This is a genomic window from Mesorhizobium sp. M0991, from assembly GCF_040318915.1.
GTDB lineage: Bacteria > Pseudomonadota > Alphaproteobacteria > Rhizobiales > Rhizobiaceae > Mesorhizobium.
Window position 1 is genome coordinate 1 of record NZ_JAMYNE010000033.1, and the last position, 17,734, is coordinate 17,734.

Genomic DNA, 17,734 nt, shown 5'->3' on the forward strand with positions numbered 1-17,734 from the left:
GCTGGGTGAGGTGTATAAGCCACTTTGGGGCCCGTCGCCGCGGGTCCATTGGTGGCCCTGGGGGCGGCCTTGGTAGTGGTGGGGGCGGCCCCCCGCCGCGCAATGGCCGCGGTGGGGGTGTGCGAGGTCGGGTGCAGCGTGACGCGGAATCATGCAGCCTCCCGCTCGCTGACCCGCTCGATTGGGAAGCGGTCGAGCACGCGCTCCAGCACAGCGAGCCCGTTGGCGTCGATCGGCACGAACATCCTGAGCTTCCACGAAATGATCTCGTGGAAGAGACCGTAGGCAGTGAGGCGCTCCCGCATCGTGTCGGTGAAGCCCGACAGTTCGATGCGCCATGCGCCCATGACGCGGCTGCGGCGAAGCTGGAGACCCTCGGCGAGATCGAGGATCGTCCGCCCGTCGATCAGCGCCGCGAGCGCCTGCTCGGGCGATAGCGATGCGACGTCTGTCGCCGTGGCGTTGGCGGCCCAGGCCGGCGAGACACGGCGCCCAATGATGCGCTCGCCCTCGTCGGTCTGAAGTCGATAAACGCGGGTCGACTCGTTTGGCAGACGCTTCCAGATCGGCAACAACAGGCCCGTCACCATGTGCAGAACGCCATCGGTGAACTCGGCAACCTCGGCGACCTCCGCAGTCCATGCTGCGGCGAAAGCTTCACGGTGGGCCTCGACCCAGCGGGTTTCGCCCATAGCCTTGAGCGGCATGTTCTGGCCTTCGATCGGCCGGACCAGGCGCACCCGCCGCTCGACCTCGCCATCGTCGAGCATGATGCTGGTGGTCGGGATCTGCACGGCGGCGCGTCCAGATTGCTCGTTGATCAGTAGCATGGCGCGCGAATCGCGAAGGTGATCGAGCGCCGCATCGAGCGTTACTGGCCGGTTGCGCTTGCGTTCGGTGATCGTCAGCAGCCGCGTTTCGGCGCCGGTGCGCGGATGCGTGTAGATGACCTGCCGATCGGGGATGACGAAGCTCTCGGCCCGCAGGGTCTCCAGCCCTGTGTCATAGGTGCCCGAGGCGATGGCGCCATCGATCCGAGCGGCCAGAAGCTGCTCGAAGGCGCCGAACAGCACGCCCTGCAGTTCGATGGTCAGCGCCAGCAGGCGATTGAGGAAGGTGGTGATCGGCGGCAACTCGTCCTTGATGCCATTGGCATCCATCAGCTTGAGGCCCGTCGCCGCCTCGAAACGCTCAAGCGAGCAGCCCTCGACCTTGCCGCGTACGATCAGCAGATAGAGTTGCCGTAGCGCATCGCGGGCATAGTGGCTTTCCAGATTGTCCTCTGGCCGGAACAGCCCTTGGCCGCCGGTCTGGCGCTGGCCGCGCGTGATTGCCCCCAGCGTGTCGAGGCGGCGGGCGATCGTCGAGAGGAAGCGCTTTTCGGCCTTCACATTGGTCGAGATCGGCCGGAAGAGCGGCGGCTGCGCCTGATTGGTGCGATGCGTGCGGCCCAGGCCCTGGATCGCGGTATCCGCCTTCCAACCGGCCTCGAGCAGGTAGTGGACACGCAGGCGCCTGTTTCGGGCCGAGAGTTCGGCATGGTAGGAACGACCCGTCCCGCCGGCGTCGGAAAACACCAGAACGCGCTTCTGATCGTCCATGAAGGACTGCGCCTCGGCCAGATTTGCCGACCCTGGTCGATTCTCGACGACCAGGCGGTCGCCCTTGCGCACGATGCGCCGCGAGCGGCCAGTGACTTCGGCCACGAGGTCCGCGCCGAAATGCTGAACGATTTGGTCGAGCGCGCCGGGGACAGGCGTCAAGCTTGCGAGTTTGGCGATCAGTTCGTCGCGCCGGGCGACCGCCTCGCGGCTCTCGACCGGCTGGCCGTCGCGGTAGACCGGCCGAGACGACACATTGCCCTCGCTGTCGGTGAACGGTTCGTAGAGCTGCACCGGGAAGGAATGGGCGAGGTAGTCGAGGACATATTCGCGCGGCGTGATGTCGACGCGGACGTCGTTCCATTCCTCTGTCGGCAGTTCGGCCAGCCTCCGTTCCATGAGCGCCTCGCCGGTCGAGACGATCTGGACAACGGCCGCATGCCCCTCCTCCAGATCGCGGGTGATGGAGCGGATCAGGGTCGGCGTCTTCATGCTGGTCAACAAATGACCGAAGAAGCGCTGCTTGGCGCTTTCAAAGGCGCTACGGGCGGCCGACTTGGCCTGGGCATTGAGCGTGCCGGTGCTGCCGGTGATGTTGGCCGCCTGCATGGCCGCATCGAGATTGTTATGAATGATGCCGAAGGCGGCGGCATAGGCATCGTAGATGCGGACCTGTTCCGGCGTCAGCTCATGCTCGATCAGCTCGTATTCGACGCCGCTGAAGGAAAGCGAACGGGCGGTATAGAGGCCGAGCGCGCGGAGGTCGCGTGCCAGCACTTCCATAGCCGCGACGCCGCCGCCCTCGATCGCCTCGACGAAGTCCGCCCGCGTCGAGAACGGAAAATGCTCGCCGCCCCAGAGGCCGAGCCGCTGGGCATAGGCGAGATTGTGAACGGTGGTGGCGCCGGTGGCCGAGACATACACGATGCGGGCATTCGGCAGCGCGTGCTGCAGCCGCAGGCCGGCACGGCCCTGTTGCGAGGGAGCGGCATCGCCCCGTTCGCTCTTGCCGCCGGCGGCATTCTGCATGGCGTGGGCCTCGTCGAAGATGATGACTCCATCGAAATCCGGACCCAACCATTCGACGATCTGCTTGACCCGCGAAACCTTCTCGCCGCGGTCGTCGCTGCGCAGCGTGGCATAGGTGGTGAATAGGATGCTCTGCTCCAGCGCGATCGGCTTGCCCTGCGGGAAGCGGGAGAGCGGCGTGATCAGCAAGCGCTCCATGCCGAGCGCCGACCAGTCGCGCTGCGCATCCTCGATCAGCTTGTCGGACTTGGAGATCCAGACCGCCTTACGACGGCCCTGCATCCAATTGTCTAGGATTACGGCGGCGGACTCGCGGCCCTTGCCTACACCGGTACCGTCGCCGATCATGAAGCCTTGCCGGAAGCGCACGGCCCCCGCGGTGTCATCGGCCGCAGCGCTAACCATGTCAAAGGTATCGTCGAGCGTCCAGGCGCCGGCGAGATACTCGGCGTGAGCCTCGCCGGCATAGATGACGGTCTCGAGCTGCGCGTCCGAGAGCAGGTCAAGGACGTTCTTCGGCAGGCGCGGCCGGTAGCTTGGCTTGGGCGGCGCCACCGAGGCCATGGCCGCCGATTGAACGAGCTGGGTGGGGTGAGCCCGAGAGCCGGGGATGCGGATCGCCTGAAGCCCGTAGGCCTCATAGATGGCGTCGCTGATCTGGCCCCCCTCGGCCGCTTGCCAGTCGACAGCCTCATAGGCGAGCTCGATGGCTTCCGGTTCGGCGATCGACATGCGTGGCGTGGTTCTCGCCGAGCGTGTGAGATAGCCGTGCACGGTGCGGGGCGCGGCGACCGCCGATGCCGCGCTGGAAACGGCGGCCATCACGACCGGCGGCCGCGCGGGAAGGCGCTCCTCAATCCACGTGAGGAGCGTTGCCGCATCCGGAGCGATGCCGGGAGCATCGGGGAAGAGCGAGGGATCGTCCGCCGGCACCCTGTCGATGACGGTGAGGCGCGTCGGGAAGGTCGTGCCGTGCTTGGCATAGACCGAGCCATCGATGGCGGCGGAGAAGACGACGCGACCACGCTCCTGCAGGCGGGTGAAGGCCGGGGTCCAAGCCGGATTTTCGGGGCCGAAACTCGCACCGGTGATCGTCACGAGCCGCCCGCCGGGCGCCAGGCGCGCCAGCGCCGAGGCGATGTGCCGCCAGGCCGCGTCGGCCATGCGGCCCTCGACATTGGCCATGACCGAAAAGGGCGGGTTCATCAGCACCACACTCGGCACGGCGCCGGGATCGAGATGGTCGTCGATCTGGGCGGCGTCGAAGCGGGTGACAGGAACGGCCGGAAAGAGGCACGAGAGAAGTGCCGCGCGCGTCTCGGCAAGCTCGTTGAGGATGAGCGAGGCGCCGGCGATCTCGGCTAGGATGGCGAGCAGCCCGGTGCCGGCGGAAGGCTCCAGCACACGGTCGGCCGGCGTGATCGCGGCGGCCGTTGCGGCGACCAGGCCGAGCGGAATCGGCGTCGAGAACTGCTGGAAGGTCTGTGCTTCTTCGGATCTGCGGGTATGCGTCGGCATGAGCCCGGCGATCTTCGACAATGCTGAAAGGCGGAGAGCCGGAGACGCGGCTTTGCGGAACAACGCCTTTCCGTACTTGCGCAGGAAAAGGACCGTCGCAGCCTCGCAGGCGTCGTAGGCCTGTTTCAGTCCCAGGCGCCGGCGGCGTCGGAGGCGCCGAATGCGGCTTCCATCGCCGACCGCAGCTTTGGCGCGTCGATGCAGTCGCCGCGGTCGAGATAAGGAAGCAGCAGGCCTGCGGCGGCGAAGATAGCGACGGCTGCACCGGCTTGGGGGAGCGCGAGCGGCGCGGCTGCGGGAACCGCCACAGCGGGCGAGATCATGTACATGGGTGAACCTCTGGAGAGCGGGGACAGGATCGAGCCGCGCGGCGCTCTCTCTCTGGACCGCGCGGATTCAAACCCATCCCGGCTCGCCTCTCCCTCTCAGGCCCCTGCCGAAGCCAAAATGAAACAAGCGCCCCGCCATGAGGTGGAGCGCTTGCCGGTATCAACCGATCTCGATCATATTCCGCCGTCAGGCTCCGACTTCTGTAGGAAACCATTGGCGTTGTCGGATCGGGCGGGAGGTAGGCATCATAGGGATTGCCGTCGGCAAGATGAGCGAACGGCGTGAACACGTAGTCCGCGCCCTCCCGCTCGACCGCGCAGATTACATAACGCCGCTGCCCGGTCGCCGCGTCGGTGCATTCCATCAGCGCGAGGTTGCCCTCGCCGGCGGCACCAAAGCAGCGTCTGGAAGTTGCCCGGGTTCAACTGGATCGCGGGCACCCTCGATGATCGCTTCGCTGTGTGACACCGCGCGGGTCAGGCTGCCGCCCGTCCTTCGACGACGTCGGCGCCAACTTCGTCGGCGGTGATGTCTTCAAGACGCGCATTGCGGTATCCGGTCTTGGCCAACCAGAGTTCGGCCGCATCGCGGCTCTCGGCGAGGTGGAGCAATTCGTCGTCGCAGACCTGCTGCAGGACCCGGACCATGCCGATCGCGGGTCGCTCGACGATCTCGAAGCTGAGCGCGCTGTCGACTGAGTAGCTGCGCAAAACGGTCACGAGGATGATGCCGCCGGAGGAAAAGTTCCCTTCGTTGAGCGTGATCGAGGCCGGGGCGCTGTAAGTCGGACGGTCGCGCGGTGGTGCCTTGCGGACCAGACGGCTGAGACCGTTTCGACGCTCCCAGTCCGCGCGCTTTCGGGTGAAGCGCGCGGGCGGTTTTGGCGTGCGTCCGAGTAGCGGATCAGCGAGCCAAGCGGGGCGTTGTCATAGACGATGTGGGCAGACATGGATGTCTCCTGAAACGAAAATGGCCCGGCGATACACCGGGCCGTGAGGTGAAGAAGAAAGGGCCGAGCGACCCGGGCCGCTCCGCCAACGGTGCTATTCGGCGGCGACCGCGTGTGCGGCAGTCTCATCGGCGGCCGAGCCGTCGTCGTCGACACGGGCAAGGAATTCGGGAAGGTCGGCTTCCTCGCCCTCATCCGGCTGCGCGGCCGGCGCGTCATCGCCGCTAAGGCGGAGCGGTTCGGGCAGCCAGCCGCTATCGACCAGGAGGCGCTCGGCCTCCTTGGCCATGTCGGCCTTCTTGAGATGGTCGATAAGCTGGGCGGCCTGGTCGCCGGCGCCTTCGCGCACGGCTTCGAGAATGCGGGACTTGGTGACGCGGCCGAGATAGTTATCCACCGTCGGCCGCCAGCCGGCATCTACCATGTCAAGCCCGGTGGCACGGGACAACCGATCGGCTTCACGCAGGCGCTGATCGAGCCCATGCTGGGAAACGCCGCTGCCGTAGGGATTGGGTCGTTCGAACAGGGCGTTGATCCCATAGCTGACGCAATGCGCCAGCAGCGTCTGCCGGCTGGCTTCATCGAGTCCGCCGAGCCACGCCCATAGGGCCTCGTCGTCATCCAGTGGAATGACGCTCTTCCATGCCTCATGGCGCTCATCGACGGCCTTGGCCGCAGGGCTGTCCTTGAGACCGACGTCCTGCCACGGCAAGTGGACATGCCGGACGAAGGCCTCGACGCAGCCGGTCGCGGAACGCTGACCGAAGGTGTCGAGGACCAGTCTATGCAATAGCGCCGTGATGGCCACATGCTGGTTCTCGGCCACAGCATTGCGCAGCGCCAACGTGCGATGGGCAGTGAGTTCGATGAGCAGGCGCTCGGGCAGCGGCTTGATGGTGTCGCCGTCATCCTCCTCAGGCTCAGACGCCTGCGCGCCGATGGTGATAATGGCGCGGCGGGCGGAAGGATCGTGTCTGCTGTCGTTCTCGGTGGCGCAGCCTGGCTCGGCGGAGTCGCCGTCGACCGCCTGCATGGCTTCGTCGTCGGGTCGCACATGGCCCCGATCGACGACGAGACCACCATCACGATCGATGCTGATGAACACACCGGCGCGGGCGATCTCGGCCCGATCGTAGTTCATCGGCCGGCTCTCGAAGGCCTCAAGCGCGGTCGCGATCTGGCCGAGGCGCTGATCGACATCGTCGGGGAGTTCATCGGATTCGCCATACTCGGCTTCCAGCCGATCGTACTCCGCCCGCAGGGCTTCGCGTTCCGCCCGCTCCGCGTCGGTCAGATCGACGGGGGTGCCGGCCAGTGCGCGCAGACCGTGATTGTGGCCATAAGGCAGATCGACATCGACGACGATCCATTTCCAGCCCTCTTTCGCGATCTCGTCGGCAGCGGACTTGAGCTTGTCGCCGACCAGGCGGTCGAGCAACGCCGGGTCCTGCAGCCAGCCGCCGTTGTCGGCCTCGAATAGGTCGCGCAGCACCACGCCGCCGGCGGCGACATACGCGTCGACACCGACGAACAGCGCCCGGCGATCGCTTGCCCGCACAGTGGTCTCCGTCAGCAGGCGCCGGATCTGCTGCGGCTCCTTCGACCAGGAGTTTTCGAGCGCCTCCCAGACCTGCTCCTGACGCGTGTGATCGTCGGTCACGGTAAAGGCCATGAGTTGCTCGAGCTTCATGCCATCCTGCTCGTAAACCTCCTGCAGCTTGGCCGAAACCCTGGCCAGCCTCAGGCGCTGCTGGACGAACGTTGCGGAGACGAAGAAGCGTGCAGCAATCTCCTCATGGCTGGCGCCCTGGTCGTGAAGGGTCTGGAAGGCGCGAAACATGTCGAGCGGATGTAAATCTTCGCGCTGAAAATTCTCGGCCAGCGAATCCTCCTCGATCGGGACCGCGCTGTGGGCGTCGCTGACAACGCAGGGAACTGGCTCGGTCTTGATCATGCGCTTCTGCTTGACCAGCAGTTCCAGCGCGCGATAGCGGCGCCCGCCAGCCGGCACCTCAAACATGCCGGTCTCGTTACCCTCGCCATCCAGCACTGGCCGGACGTTGAGGCTCTGGAGCAGGCCACGCCGTGCGATCGACGCGGCGAGGTCCTCTATCGTTTCCCCGCGCTTGATGCGCCGGACATTGGACTGGCTCAGCATCAGCTTGTTGAAGGGGATGTCACGTGAAGCGTTGAGGGTGATCTTCTGCTTGGGCGTAGCCATGGGATTATCTCCGCGACGGGCCGACCGAGACTCTCTCGACCTCCAAACCCGTCAAAAAGACGGGCGCAGCCCTCTCACTCTGAGGACTGCGCCGCACACCGAAGATCCAGAGGGGGGACAGGGCCGCAGACACGACTTTGCTCATCTGCGGCTTTGCGGATTTCAAGGTGAGATCTCACTTGCCGTCCGGCCATGCTGGGCGGCGTGGTAGAGATGCGTTCGGCGTCGCGAAGGCTTCCCGCCCGGCGGGCGGCCTCTGCCCAGACCGAAATCGGCAGGTCGGTACCAAAGAGGATGTCGCGCTCGATGCCGATGCCGAAGGGCAGCCGGCCGACATCATCTCAAGGAGCGAGAAACTGCCCTGCCCCGGATAGCCGAGATCGGCGAGACCGAACATGGTGTCGCCATCGGCATCCAGCGCGGTCGCGAGTCAGGCTCCTTCGCCGAGTGGATTGAAGAACTTCACGGCCGGTACGTGTTCGGCGCCGCGCTCGCGGCCGTTGGAGAGCAGGCACGCGCAGTTCCTCGGTGAGAACGATCATGCCGCCCTTCTCTCGATTTCGGCCTCATCGACGTCGGCCGGGCCTGCCCTGGCTGCACGGTCAGGTTGCGGCAGGAAGGCGAGCAGCCAGTCGGCCGCCTTGCTGGCCTGGGAGGCGGCACGCACGATGGCGCGGTTGTCTTCGCGCAGGACCTCGAGCCAGGAGGCCAGGTAATCAGCGTGGCGCACGGTCGGCACGATGCCCAGCGAGGCGCAGCAGAAGGCAGCGTTCATCTCGGCGACCAGTTCCTCGAAAGCATATCTCTTGGTGCCGAAGGCGCCCCCGAGGTCGCGGCCGACGCGGGAGGGATGGCCGGTCGCATGGCCAAGCTCGTGCAGGGCGGTGCGGTGCCAGTCGATGGTCTCGAAATAGGCCTGCGGAGGCGGCACCTGTGCGTAGTCATGCGCCGGCACATAATAGGCGCTATTGCCGCCGATGCGGAAATCGATACCTGTCGCTTTAATCAGTGCGTCGACGGCCGGTTCGATCAGTCCTGGCTCTGGTGCGGGCGGAAACACCGCCAGATCGTCGGGCAGATTTTCGCATTGCGCCATGTTGAACACGGTGAAGCGCTTCAGGAACGGTATCGCCTGGGCTGCCTCGCCGGTTTCCCGCGCGCGATGCTTCTCGTCGTCAGGGATGAAGCGGTCAGCATAGACGACGGTGGTCCCGTGTTCGCCCTTGCGGACATGGCCGCCCAGCGATAGCGCCTGGCGGAAAGTCAGCCAGCCCTGGACGGGAAAGCCATGCTCGACGACCGCACCCCACAGGATTAGCACGTTGATCCCCGAATAGGGGCGGCCAGAGGCGGCATTGGCCGGCATGGCGAGGGGTGCTTGCGCCGCCGCCGTGCCCCAGGGCTGCACCCAGGGAAAGTGCCCAGCTTCCAGCTCGGCGATGATCTTGTTCGTGATATCGTCATAGAGGCTTGTCCGGTCGGCGCCGGCGCGAGCGTAATGTCTGGACATCGCGTTTCTCCGCGACGGGCGCCGGAGGCCTCTCCTCCAGCTCTCAACCCCGTCACGGCAAACCGGTCCGTACTCTCACTCTAGAGGGCGTTGCCGGGCCTCGAAGGGGGACGCTCCCGAACTTGGGGCAAAGGCGGTCCGCGCCAAATCAGCAAGTGTCGCTGACCATGTTGTTGCTACCGGACTGCGTGGCGGATGCGGTCGGTAAGCGTTTGTTCGACGTCGAAATAACCTTCCCAGGCTTCGGTCAACTGAGCCCGCGCGGCGGCGGCGAAAACATCGAAACCGTTGGCGCTTTCGCAGGTGGGCAACTCATCCCAGCTAACAGGCACCGCGCACGACGCCCCAACGCGTGCCCGAGTCGACCAGGGGCAGATTGCAGTTGAGCCCTGGCCGTTGCGCAGGTAATCGAGAAACATTCGGCCCTTGCGCTTCGCCTTGCTCATGTTGGCGACGAAGCGCGACGGATCTGTGCGGGCCAGCAGTTCGGCGAAATCTTGGCAGAAGCTCTTGACCTGGTCCCAGTCTGCCTCCGGGACGACTGGCACGACCACATGAACGCCCTTGCCGCCGGAGAGCAACGGCCACGACTGCAGTCCAAGCGCTTCCAGAATGCCCCATACGTCGACGGCTGCCTGCTTGACGGCAGTAAAGCCCAAGCTCTCGTCGGGGTCGATGTCGAAGACCATACGGTGCGGCAGATCCGGCTGCTGGCGACGGCTTCCCCAGATGTGGAATTCGAGCACGTTCATCTGGACGCCTGCGATCAGCCCAGCCAGGTCATCAACCCACAAGATGCGGCTTTCCTTACCGGACATCTTCTCCAACTGGCCGTCATGGATGGCCTTGGGCATGCCTGGCAGTCTGTGCTTCTGAAAGAAGGTCTGCTGCAGGTCGCCGTCGGTATCGCGCACCAGCGACAGCGGTCGATCCTGGATGTGCGGCAGCATCTTCTCGGCGACTATGGCGTAGTAAGCGGCGAGCGTGGCCTTGGTCACCTTGGTCCCCGGATACATGATCTTGTCTGGATGCGTCAGCTTGACGCCGACAGCAGCGGCGATCTCCTTGCCAATTCCCGCATCGAGATTGGCGGAGCCAAGAGTTGCCGGCGTCTTCGGCATTTCCATCACGACCTGGTCGGCTCGCTTGTCTTCGCGCATGCCCTCAAAGCTTGGATGCCGCAAGCTGCCGTCCGGTGTCACTTCGGCATAGGTAACCTCGGCAACAAGTTCGGGCTTCACCCATTTGGCACGTCGGGCAATGTCTCTCGGGACGGAGGCGAAAGCCGGTTTCTCAACACGCAGTTTCGAGAGCTTCGCGAGGATGTCCTTGCGCATCGCCGCAGTGAACCCCGTCCCGACGCGGCCGCGATAGATGAGCTTGCCATTGTCGTAAGTGCCCAGGATCAGCGAGGCCATGCCATGTCCTGTGTCACTTGGGCGATAGCCGCCGACAACGAATTCCTGTCGCTTCGTGCACTTGATCTTGAGCCAACTCCAGGTGCGTTCGCCGACGTAGGGGCTGTCGGCGCGCTTGGCGATGACGCCTTCGTGACCGCCCTCGCACATGGCGTCGAACACCTTTCTGCCGTGGTCGACGATGTGGCTGGAAAATTGCAGGCTGTCCTCTGGGGTGCGAGCGCCAAGCAGGGACTCAAGTTGTTCCTTGCGCTTTAGGAGCGGCTGGTTCGACAGATCTTCGCCATCGAACTCAAGCAGATCGAAGGCGTAGAACTTGAGGGGCATACCTGCGGCAATGCCGGTTTTCAGCATGGAGAAGTTCGTGCGGCCCTGGCTGTCGATGGCGACGATCTCACCATCGATCAGCACCGCGCCCTTGGTCAGTCTCTGAAGCGGCGGCAGGATGACCTTGAACTGTCGGGTCCAGTCGTGGCCATTGCGTGTATACACGACGACGTTCGAGCCGGAGATGGCGACTTGGGCACGATAGCCGTCGAACTTCATCTCGAAGAGCCAATCCCCGCCCACCGGTATGTCGTCTGTTAGTGTGCAGAGCTGGAAGGACCGAAACTCCGGGAGCCGATATGTAGGGATAGATTCTGAGTCTCTGCGCCGCGTGCGCCTTTTGCTAAGGGTGCCATCTACAGCCGACATGCGGAACTCGGATACATGGTCCGATTCAATACCCTGCCTAGGATTCGGTTCCATGCCGAAGCATCTCCACGCCGGCGACCGTCGGCGCTCAAAGGAAGAACGGCGTATAAGCCGCAGTCCTGCGCGCGTCCGCAACAGCGGACGATTGCCGCGCGCAGGACGGAGGAAATTCGCCCCCGCCGCGGGCGGTGAACGGGACAGCCGTAGGAGCGTCAGCATAGCGCCGGCCGCAGGACGGGACGCGGGACCGACTGTCCCCGTCCGCGGTGGTCCGCGTGTGTTTGCTCAGGATGGTAGCCGACCCGGCAGTGATCGCGCGCAGTTCCGGTTCTCGACAGTCCGACCACTGATCGGCGACGATGCGATAGGATTGAACAACCAGGGCCGAGTTGGCCTGGAAGAAATCGATCTGGTCTTGCACCCTTTCGGCTCCCTCAATTGCGTGGCAGCTTGTGAATTTCCAGCCTGACAGGCCCTCCCCTGTCACAACTCGTGCAGAAAAGCGCTCGCTCGACCGAACTGAACAGAGCGCCTTTTCCATAGCGTTCGATGAGCCCGGCAGGCTTTACCGTTGCATGGTGCGAACAAGATCTGCACCAAGCCCGCAACACATGCCATTCGCGAAGATCGCCGAGCGCGACGTCGAGGCCCGCGTGAACGCTGCCATCAATGATGGTCTGCGGCGGGATATTCACCTCGCCGGGTGTCAGGATTTTCTCCATCACATGTCGGCTGTTGTAGTGGATCAGCAACATGCCCGGCCGGCGCCGGATGGCAGCTTGCCAGGCCGCCTGACTCACCGTTGAATCGGGGGAACGCGAAATGGTTTCTGACAAAGCCTGCTCGTCGCGATCCCAAACCTCGATCCGGAAATTGTCTTCCGCGGTTTTTGCCATAGCTTCGCCGGCCAGCGCGTTTCACGCCGAACCATGGTCCCTTTGCTGCTCCAGATCACGCCGAAATAAGGAACATATTCCTCTCCCGTCAAGGGCGATCTTGACTTTTTGTTCTTATTTTGTTCACATTGGCAGAATCAGGTAATAGGAGGCGAACCATGGAACTTCGCTTGAACATCGAGGACGCAACACCCCAAGAGCTCGCGCGTGGTATCGCGGCAGCCGAAGCAGTGTTTGCACGCGCCGGCATTACGGCCTTGCAGGGCGCTGAAGGCCTGTTCGCATTGGAAGGGTGGGATATCAAAGGCTTTCCAGAAGACGGCAAGCCTACCGAAGAGGAGGACCGGGCTGCCACAGTTTGGTTGGAAGCCGACGAGGCTGCTGCAGCGGCATGTTGTGCGGGCTGGCCCGCGGAAAAAGTTCCGCACCATCAGGTCATGGAGCTGATTAACGTCCCCCGCACGAAGTTGCAAGCCGAGGCGATTCCGGACACTTGGCCGGATCGTAAGCAGCTCTATCCTGACGTCGTCAAGCGGCTGGAAATCTCGACCGGCCCGGACCGCCAGATCGATTTCGATATCGCCTTTGTTCTCGGCTGGGTCCCCGAGCGGCCAACGCTCGATCGGGTTGAGCCGCTTTCGGAGGATGGAGACCGTATCCCCTTCTTCACCAGCGACCTTTCCCATGTCGAAGAGATGGCTCGCAAGGCGCTCAAGGACTGGACAATCGAGATCGATCGAGATCCCTGTGATGCCCACGTCTTCGACCCGGCGGCTGGCGATGGCGATGATGAGTTGCGCATGGCGGCATGGCGTGATTTCGACGGCTCCTTGCATATGGAAAAGCCGCCGGCAAACCCTGCAATCGCGCTGACGCTGGCAATGATACGCGGCCAGTCAATGCATTTCGAATAGTGGTCAAGCGCAGTCGGGGGCTCACCTACGTCATCGGTGATCGACCGCGACTGGCCACACCGGCGACGATCCAGCCATTGTGTGCCGCTTCTTCTCCTACACGCTTACAATTTAGGCGACAGCTGCCAGAAGTGGCGGCTTCATTTGCGAATGATCCATTGGATCATGCCGGTATCAACGTGGGCGTCGTTCGTGAGTTCGCGCACCATCGCCGTGGCGTGCTCAGTCCATTGCGCTTCTGGATCAGCAGTTCGGCGACTGATGCCTTGAAAGCGCTTCGCAGCCCATGGAAATCGAGTGCTGACACGGGATCGAAGGGGGTAGCGTCTTTCATCTCGCAACTCCCGGCAAGGGCGGGAGTACGCTGACACTCTCAAGCGCCAGCGCCCGTACAGTGGCCAGCCACGGCTCAATGATGCGCTCTAAACCGTCGCTTAGCGAGTCATTCCGTAGCCAAGCCACGTCACGAGTGCCGTCACCTCTTATTGGCAAGGAGACGCTTTCACTAATCCCTTGCCAGAACGTATATTAGAATTCGGTGAACAACAGTCCACGTTCTCGATCAGTCCTTGCAGATGTATCCGCCTACCTGATAGCGTGCGCCGGGGCTTTCTGTAGGCGAAATGCTAAACCGGACCATAGCTTCAACCACAACCAACTTGCGGCACTTTAACTTTCCTGTTCCGGACAACGTCATAGACGCTGTGCAGGCGTATCTCGACCGCTGCGCTCCCGGACGCATCATTTCAACTTATTCAGCAGCTCAGTCGGTGCGGGACAAAGCTCCGGATTGCGAGCTATCAGACGATCAGATCGAACGGTACATCGTATTGTGCGCAGTCGACCACGGGCTTGCGGTGCATTTCGATCGCAGAGGACGCCCCCTGGAGCCTTACTCAAGTCTGAGTAGAAGCCACTGGCACCTCGTACCCATCTGGAATGTGAAAGCGCAAATGCGATTGGTAGACGCCTCATTCCGCGGCCATGCAGGCAACCTATCAGCGACTCCGCCTTCTCTATGTGGCGTTGTACCTCTTGGTTCAAACATGCAATAGTTGTGGCCGACGGCGGGCTGCCGGGTTTGGCAGGTGGCTGTAGTCTGCCGTCGCTGCGGCCCCCGCACGTCATTTTTCGTCGCAGGGCGCACGGGTGCAAAATACAATCTGAGTAGACACTTCTGCATGCGAGCCATGTCCGATTGTGCGTTGCAGCATATGCGGAACCAGATAGTTTGAGCTGGTCGGCCGTCTACTCCTCCCAGATGAGACCCGACAACCCGAAAGCGGTGCACCTCCTCCCGCGCCGTAATCGAAATCGAGCCCGCTGCCACCTCCTCCCGGCAGCGGGCTTTTTCATTCGCAACCAAGCACGCGAATGCAGCGAATTTTGCTCTTGAAAAGCTGATTCTGGTGGTCTTACAAATCCGCCATTGCCCATGTAGCGTGTGAGGCAATTGCGATGGACGGCTCAGTTCAGCTCAACCAGAATTAAACCCTTATGGAAGTGATCGAAGCCTGCGGCGAAGGGTTTGTTCGCGTGGTCGAAGACGGCAACGAAGACAGCCGGTCATTTGAGTTGGAATCCTACGCCCCAGCGTTCGCAGAAGGCCAGCGGCTTCGCCTGAAACTACGCGAGTTCGTAAGATTGTAGACGATCGCAGCCATAGGGCGCATAGTTCGCCCCATGGAACAGCCGCCCGAACCCGGTGCCGTAAACGACAATGGGAAATCAGAGGATCACCTCGCCGCGGTGACCACGACACTATACTCCATCCTAAGCGAACTCGATGCACCCGGAGAGCTGCTGGCCGTTTTGGCCCGCTATCCGTCAGCTAGAGGAGCGCCGTGGGGGTGGCTTACACGGTGATCTGGTACGGGAAACACGGCATCGTTGAACAGACGCCTTTCGATGCCGAGAAAGAGGCGCGGGACTTTGCGCTGGCCAGCTTCGACGAGCGGCAGCACAATGACGGTATCGTGGCGGTCGAAGTTCGCAAAGCGGACGGCAAGGTTGTGTTTAGCAAGGCCGGCAGCAAATAGAATTACGCTTGGCCATTCTCTGGTCCGTCCTGGTGCTGCTCCCCGTCTGAGGAGCTTTTCTCGGATCCACTGTCGCCGAAAGAGCCCATCTGGATCATCATCGCTCGTGCCGTCTCGATGAGCCGTCGAGCGGATTGAGCGCGCCTGGTGCGCGGAAGGCCGCAATATAGCCGACGAACTGCAGCACCAGGATGAACGGCCCCGGCGTGATCTCCGCGAAGTCGAGCACGTTGACCATCTCGCCGGGCGAGAGCCAGCCAAAGGCCGGCACGGCCGCTTGCCGTGGAAGTGCAATTGGAAGACCGTTCGGTGTTCGAAAATCCTTTGCAGATAATGATATTGTTGGTCCTTGCTGAAGAAACCCACTACGGCTAGCCATCCCGCACAATACGAAGCCGGAAGACTGAGCCAATGATAGCCCGAACGCTCATCCCATGTTCGATTGTGGCCCTGGTGCTGCTTCCGGCGATATCGGCGCCGGCCGCTTCCGCTGGTTGCGCAGTCGGAAGGTCGGACAAGCTAATCTTGCTCGACTGGTCCGCCCAACCTACAAAAAAGGGGCCGACCATAACGTTCCGGCTGAAAAGCAATCTTCAAAAGGCTGTCCGATCAATCAGTGCGACGCTGGTTTTCGACGACGCTCGTGGCAATAGGTTGGCTGAGTTACCGCTCAGCCCTGGCCTGAAGATTGCCGCAGATGTCGAAGGCGCCGCGGACGATGTGATACTCGATCCTCGCATGAATACCGAGCTCCAGGCTGCGGGCGTGAAGGCAACGATCTGCACACGCTACGTGGAGTATACTGACGGGGGCTTCGAGGAGTACTAGATCCCGGCATCGGACTTCGGCGAGCCAGCCTTATGTGTGGGAGCCACGATAGACCGTGGAGTGCTTCACCGAAAAAATAGGCATGATGCAGGCTTCCGGCTTCTAGGTATACACTGGCCTCCCGTATGATCGCGCGTCTGGTGGTGCATATGCTGGCGCCATAACAGGAAGGCCCACTGTACACCCACATCCAGCAGGTGCCGGCCTGCGCCATCGCTGCCCGCAACACCTCCAATCGCTGCCCCCTTTCTGAACGAACAATCTCCTTTCTGGTTTCATTTGCCCGATTTCGGTGCGGGTGCTCGCTTTCAGCTTAACCTCTGGACTGGCTAGACCAGCGGCGTCACCCGGTCAGCGTTCTAGCCATAAATATCGGCTCGAGTTGGCGGCAAACCGCTTGGACCCCGCGCACGCTTGGTAACGACGGTCTGGAAAATTTGCGCCGAGGCGCGTTCGAAAGTGATCGAACAGCCGGTGAGATAAAGCAGCCACAGCCGCGCCTTGGCTTCACCGACCTCGGCGATGGCTTCGTCAAACCGGGCGTGCAGGCGCTCTGCCCACAGCCGGCAGGTGCGCGCATAGTGCTCGCGCAGATTCTCGACATCGTAGACGAGGAAGCCATGCGCCTCGAGATTGCCGAGCGTCATGCCGATCGTGTCGAGTTCGCCGCCGGGGAAGATGTATTTGATCAGCGCCTTGAATTCCGGACCCTTGCGCAAGGTCTTTTTCATATCGCCCTTGCTGCGACGGGTGATGGCATGATGCAGATAGATGCCGCCCGGCTTGAGCAGACGATGGATGGTCGAGAAATAGGTGGCGTGATTGGCAAGCCCAAGATGCTCGAACATGCCGATCGACGATATCTTGTCGAAGGTGCCGGAAAGCTCGGTATAGGACTTGATCTCGATGGTGATGCGGTCCTCCAGACCCTCGGCGCGGATGCGTTCTCGGGCAAGATCGGTCTGCGCCTGCGACAGCGAGACGCCATGGCCGACGACGCCGTAGTGTTTCGCGGCATGGATCAGCATGGCGCCCCAGCCGCAGCCTATGTCGAGCAGCCTTTCGCCCGGCTTCAGCCGGAGCTTGCGGCAGATGTGGTCGAGCTTGTCGATTTGCGCCTGATCGAGGCTGTTGCCGAAATCCTTGAAGTAGCCGCAGCTATAGACCATCTGCTCATCGAGGAAGAGCCGGTAGAAGGCGTTCGAAATGTCGTAGTGATGCTGGATCGCTTCCTGGCTCGAACCGCTGACAAACGGATTGCGCCCAGACAGATCGGTCCGCGCCGTCATTTGTTTTCGTGAAAGCAGCACAGCCGGCAGGTCGCGCAGGATCGCCAGCTTCGGCAATGACTTCAGCTTCGTCCTCAGCTTGCCCTGTGAAGGCAGGGCGTAGAAATCGAAAATCGTCCCGTCTTCGACGTCGACGGTCTTGGAAATCCACATCTCGATCAGCGTCGAGAAAGAGGGCCGGCGGACCATCTGCCAGACGATATCCTGATCATTGATGGAGAGCACGGGGCCGGTGGCGGGGCCAATCCGCTCGCCGGTCCACAGCCTGACCGCGAAACCCGGCTTCAGCGTTTCGAAAACAGTTCGAACGATACGTGCGGCTCTTTCAGTTGCTTCCTTTGTCAATTTTGTGTCCTGTCGGGTTATACGCCAAGCTAAGATGCTAACATGATGCTCGGAATATCTGATGTCATGACTCCAGTCAGGGCGTTCAGAAGGCATCTCGACCAAAGCAACCTGGACCAGTACGCATTCATAACGAATTGCACCGACCCGC

Annotated in this window: 9 protein-coding genes and 5 pseudogenes; 4 read left to right on the forward strand and 10 right to left on the reverse strand. The window is 62.5% G+C overall.

Going from position 1 to position 17,734, the window contains the following annotated elements:
- Window positions 1-149: 149 nt before the first annotated feature.
- The 8 genes and pseudogenes from NKH70_RS29915 to NKH70_RS29950 form a co-directional block, all read right to left on the reverse strand.
- Window positions 150-4,477, reverse strand: a pseudogene (locus tag NKH70_RS29915) (strawberry notch-like NTP hydrolase domain-containing protein).
- 215 nt (window positions 4,478-4,692) lie between these two features.
- A pseudogene (locus NKH70_RS29920) lies at window positions 4,693-4,909 on the reverse strand (DUF6117 family protein); the annotation flags it as partial.
- 45 nt (window positions 4,910-4,954) lie between these two features.
- Window positions 4,955-5,427: pseudogene (locus NKH70_RS29925) on the reverse strand (UCP036055 family protein).
- Between the two features lie 94 nt (window positions 5,428-5,521).
- On the reverse strand, window positions 5,522-7,648 hold the full coding sequence (locus NKH70_RS29930) for a ParB/RepB/Spo0J family partition protein (RefSeq protein WP_353026868.1): 2,127 nt from the start codon (window positions 7,646-7,648) through the stop codon (window positions 5,522-5,524).
- Window positions 7,649-7,722: 74 nt separating this feature from the next.
- A pseudogene (locus NKH70_RS29935) lies at window positions 7,723-8,190 on the reverse strand (DUF2958 domain-containing protein).
- Window positions 8,187-9,158, reverse strand: coding sequence for an ArdC family protein (locus tag NKH70_RS29940; protein ID WP_353026870.1), 972 nt, complete (start codon window positions 9,156-9,158; stop codon window positions 8,187-8,189). The pseudogene NKH70_RS29935 and the gene NKH70_RS29940 overlap by 4 nt, the downstream one beginning before the upstream one ends.
- Before the next feature lie 176 nt (window positions 9,159-9,334).
- A complete protein-coding gene (gene ligD, locus NKH70_RS29945) occupies window positions 9,335-11,491 on the reverse strand; it encodes a DNA ligase D (RefSeq protein WP_353026872.1) in 2,157 nt (718 codons plus the stop codon).
- 215 nt (window positions 11,492-11,706) lie between these two features.
- On the reverse strand, window positions 11,707-12,168 hold the full coding sequence (locus tag NKH70_RS29950; protein WP_353026873.1) for a hypothetical protein: 462 nt from the start codon (window positions 12,166-12,168) through the stop codon (window positions 11,707-11,709).
- 158 nt (window positions 12,169-12,326) lie between these two features.
- On the opposite strand from NKH70_RS29950, the gene NKH70_RS29955 reads away from it, so the two are divergent.
- The 3 genes from NKH70_RS29955 (at window position 12,327) to NKH70_RS29965 (ending at window position 15,121) form a co-directional block, all read left to right on the forward strand.
- Complete coding sequence (locus tag NKH70_RS29955) at window positions 12,327-13,082, forward strand: hypothetical protein (RefSeq protein WP_353026875.1); 756 nt, start codon at window positions 12,327-12,329, stop codon at window positions 13,080-13,082.
- 1,497 nt (window positions 13,083-14,579) lie between these two features.
- Complete coding sequence (locus NKH70_RS29960) at window positions 14,580-14,732, forward strand: hypothetical protein (protein ID WP_353026877.1); 153 nt, start codon at window positions 14,580-14,582, stop codon at window positions 14,730-14,732.
- 200 nt (window positions 14,733-14,932) lie between these two features.
- Window positions 14,933-15,121, forward strand: a complete 189-nt coding sequence (locus NKH70_RS29965) for a hypothetical protein (protein ID WP_353026879.1) — start codon at window positions 14,933-14,935, stop codon at window positions 15,119-15,121.
- Window positions 15,122-15,236: 115 nt separating this feature from the next.
- Here the strand turns inward: NKH70_RS29965 and NKH70_RS29970 are convergent.
- Window positions 15,237-15,416 (reverse strand): annotated as a pseudogene (locus NKH70_RS29970) (chromate transporter); the annotation flags it as partial.
- A gap of 230 nt (window positions 15,417-15,646) precedes the next feature.
- On the opposite strand from NKH70_RS29970, the gene NKH70_RS29975 reads away from it, so the two are divergent.
- Window positions 15,647-15,949 (forward strand): hypothetical protein, encoded by a 303-nt coding sequence (locus NKH70_RS29975; protein ID WP_353026881.1) that lies wholly within the window; start codon window positions 15,647-15,649, stop codon window positions 15,947-15,949.
- 359 nt (window positions 15,950-16,308) lie between these two features.
- Here NKH70_RS29975 and NKH70_RS29980 read toward each other — a convergent pair whose 3' ends face one another.
- Window positions 16,309-17,583 (reverse strand): class I SAM-dependent methyltransferase, encoded by a 1,275-nt coding sequence (locus tag NKH70_RS29980; protein ID WP_353026883.1) that lies wholly within the window; start codon window positions 17,581-17,583, stop codon window positions 16,309-16,311.
- Between the last annotated feature and the right edge of the window lie 151 nt (window positions 17,584-17,734).

Coding starts and splice junctions, on each gene's coding strand:
- NKH70_RS29960 (WP_353026877.1), top strand. CDS start 14,580: ATGGAAGTGATCGAAGCCTGCGGCGAAGGGTTTGTTCGCGTGGTCGAA.
- NKH70_RS29940 (WP_353026870.1), bottom strand. CDS start 9,158: ATGTCCAGACATTACGCTCGCGCCGGCGCCGACCGGACAAGCCTCTAT.
- ligD (WP_353026872.1), bottom strand. CDS start 11,491: ATGCTGACGCTCCTACGGCTGTCCCGTTCACCGCCCGCGGCGGGGGCG.
- NKH70_RS29955 (WP_353026875.1), top strand. CDS start 12,327: ATGGAACTTCGCTTGAACATCGAGGACGCAACACCCCAAGAGCTCGCG.
- NKH70_RS29930 (WP_353026868.1), bottom strand. CDS start 7,648: ATGGCTACGCCCAAGCAGAAGATCACCCTCAACGCTTCACGTGACATC.
- NKH70_RS29950 (WP_353026873.1), bottom strand. CDS start 12,168: ATGGCAAAAACCGCGGAAGACAATTTCCGGATCGAGGTTTGGGATCGC.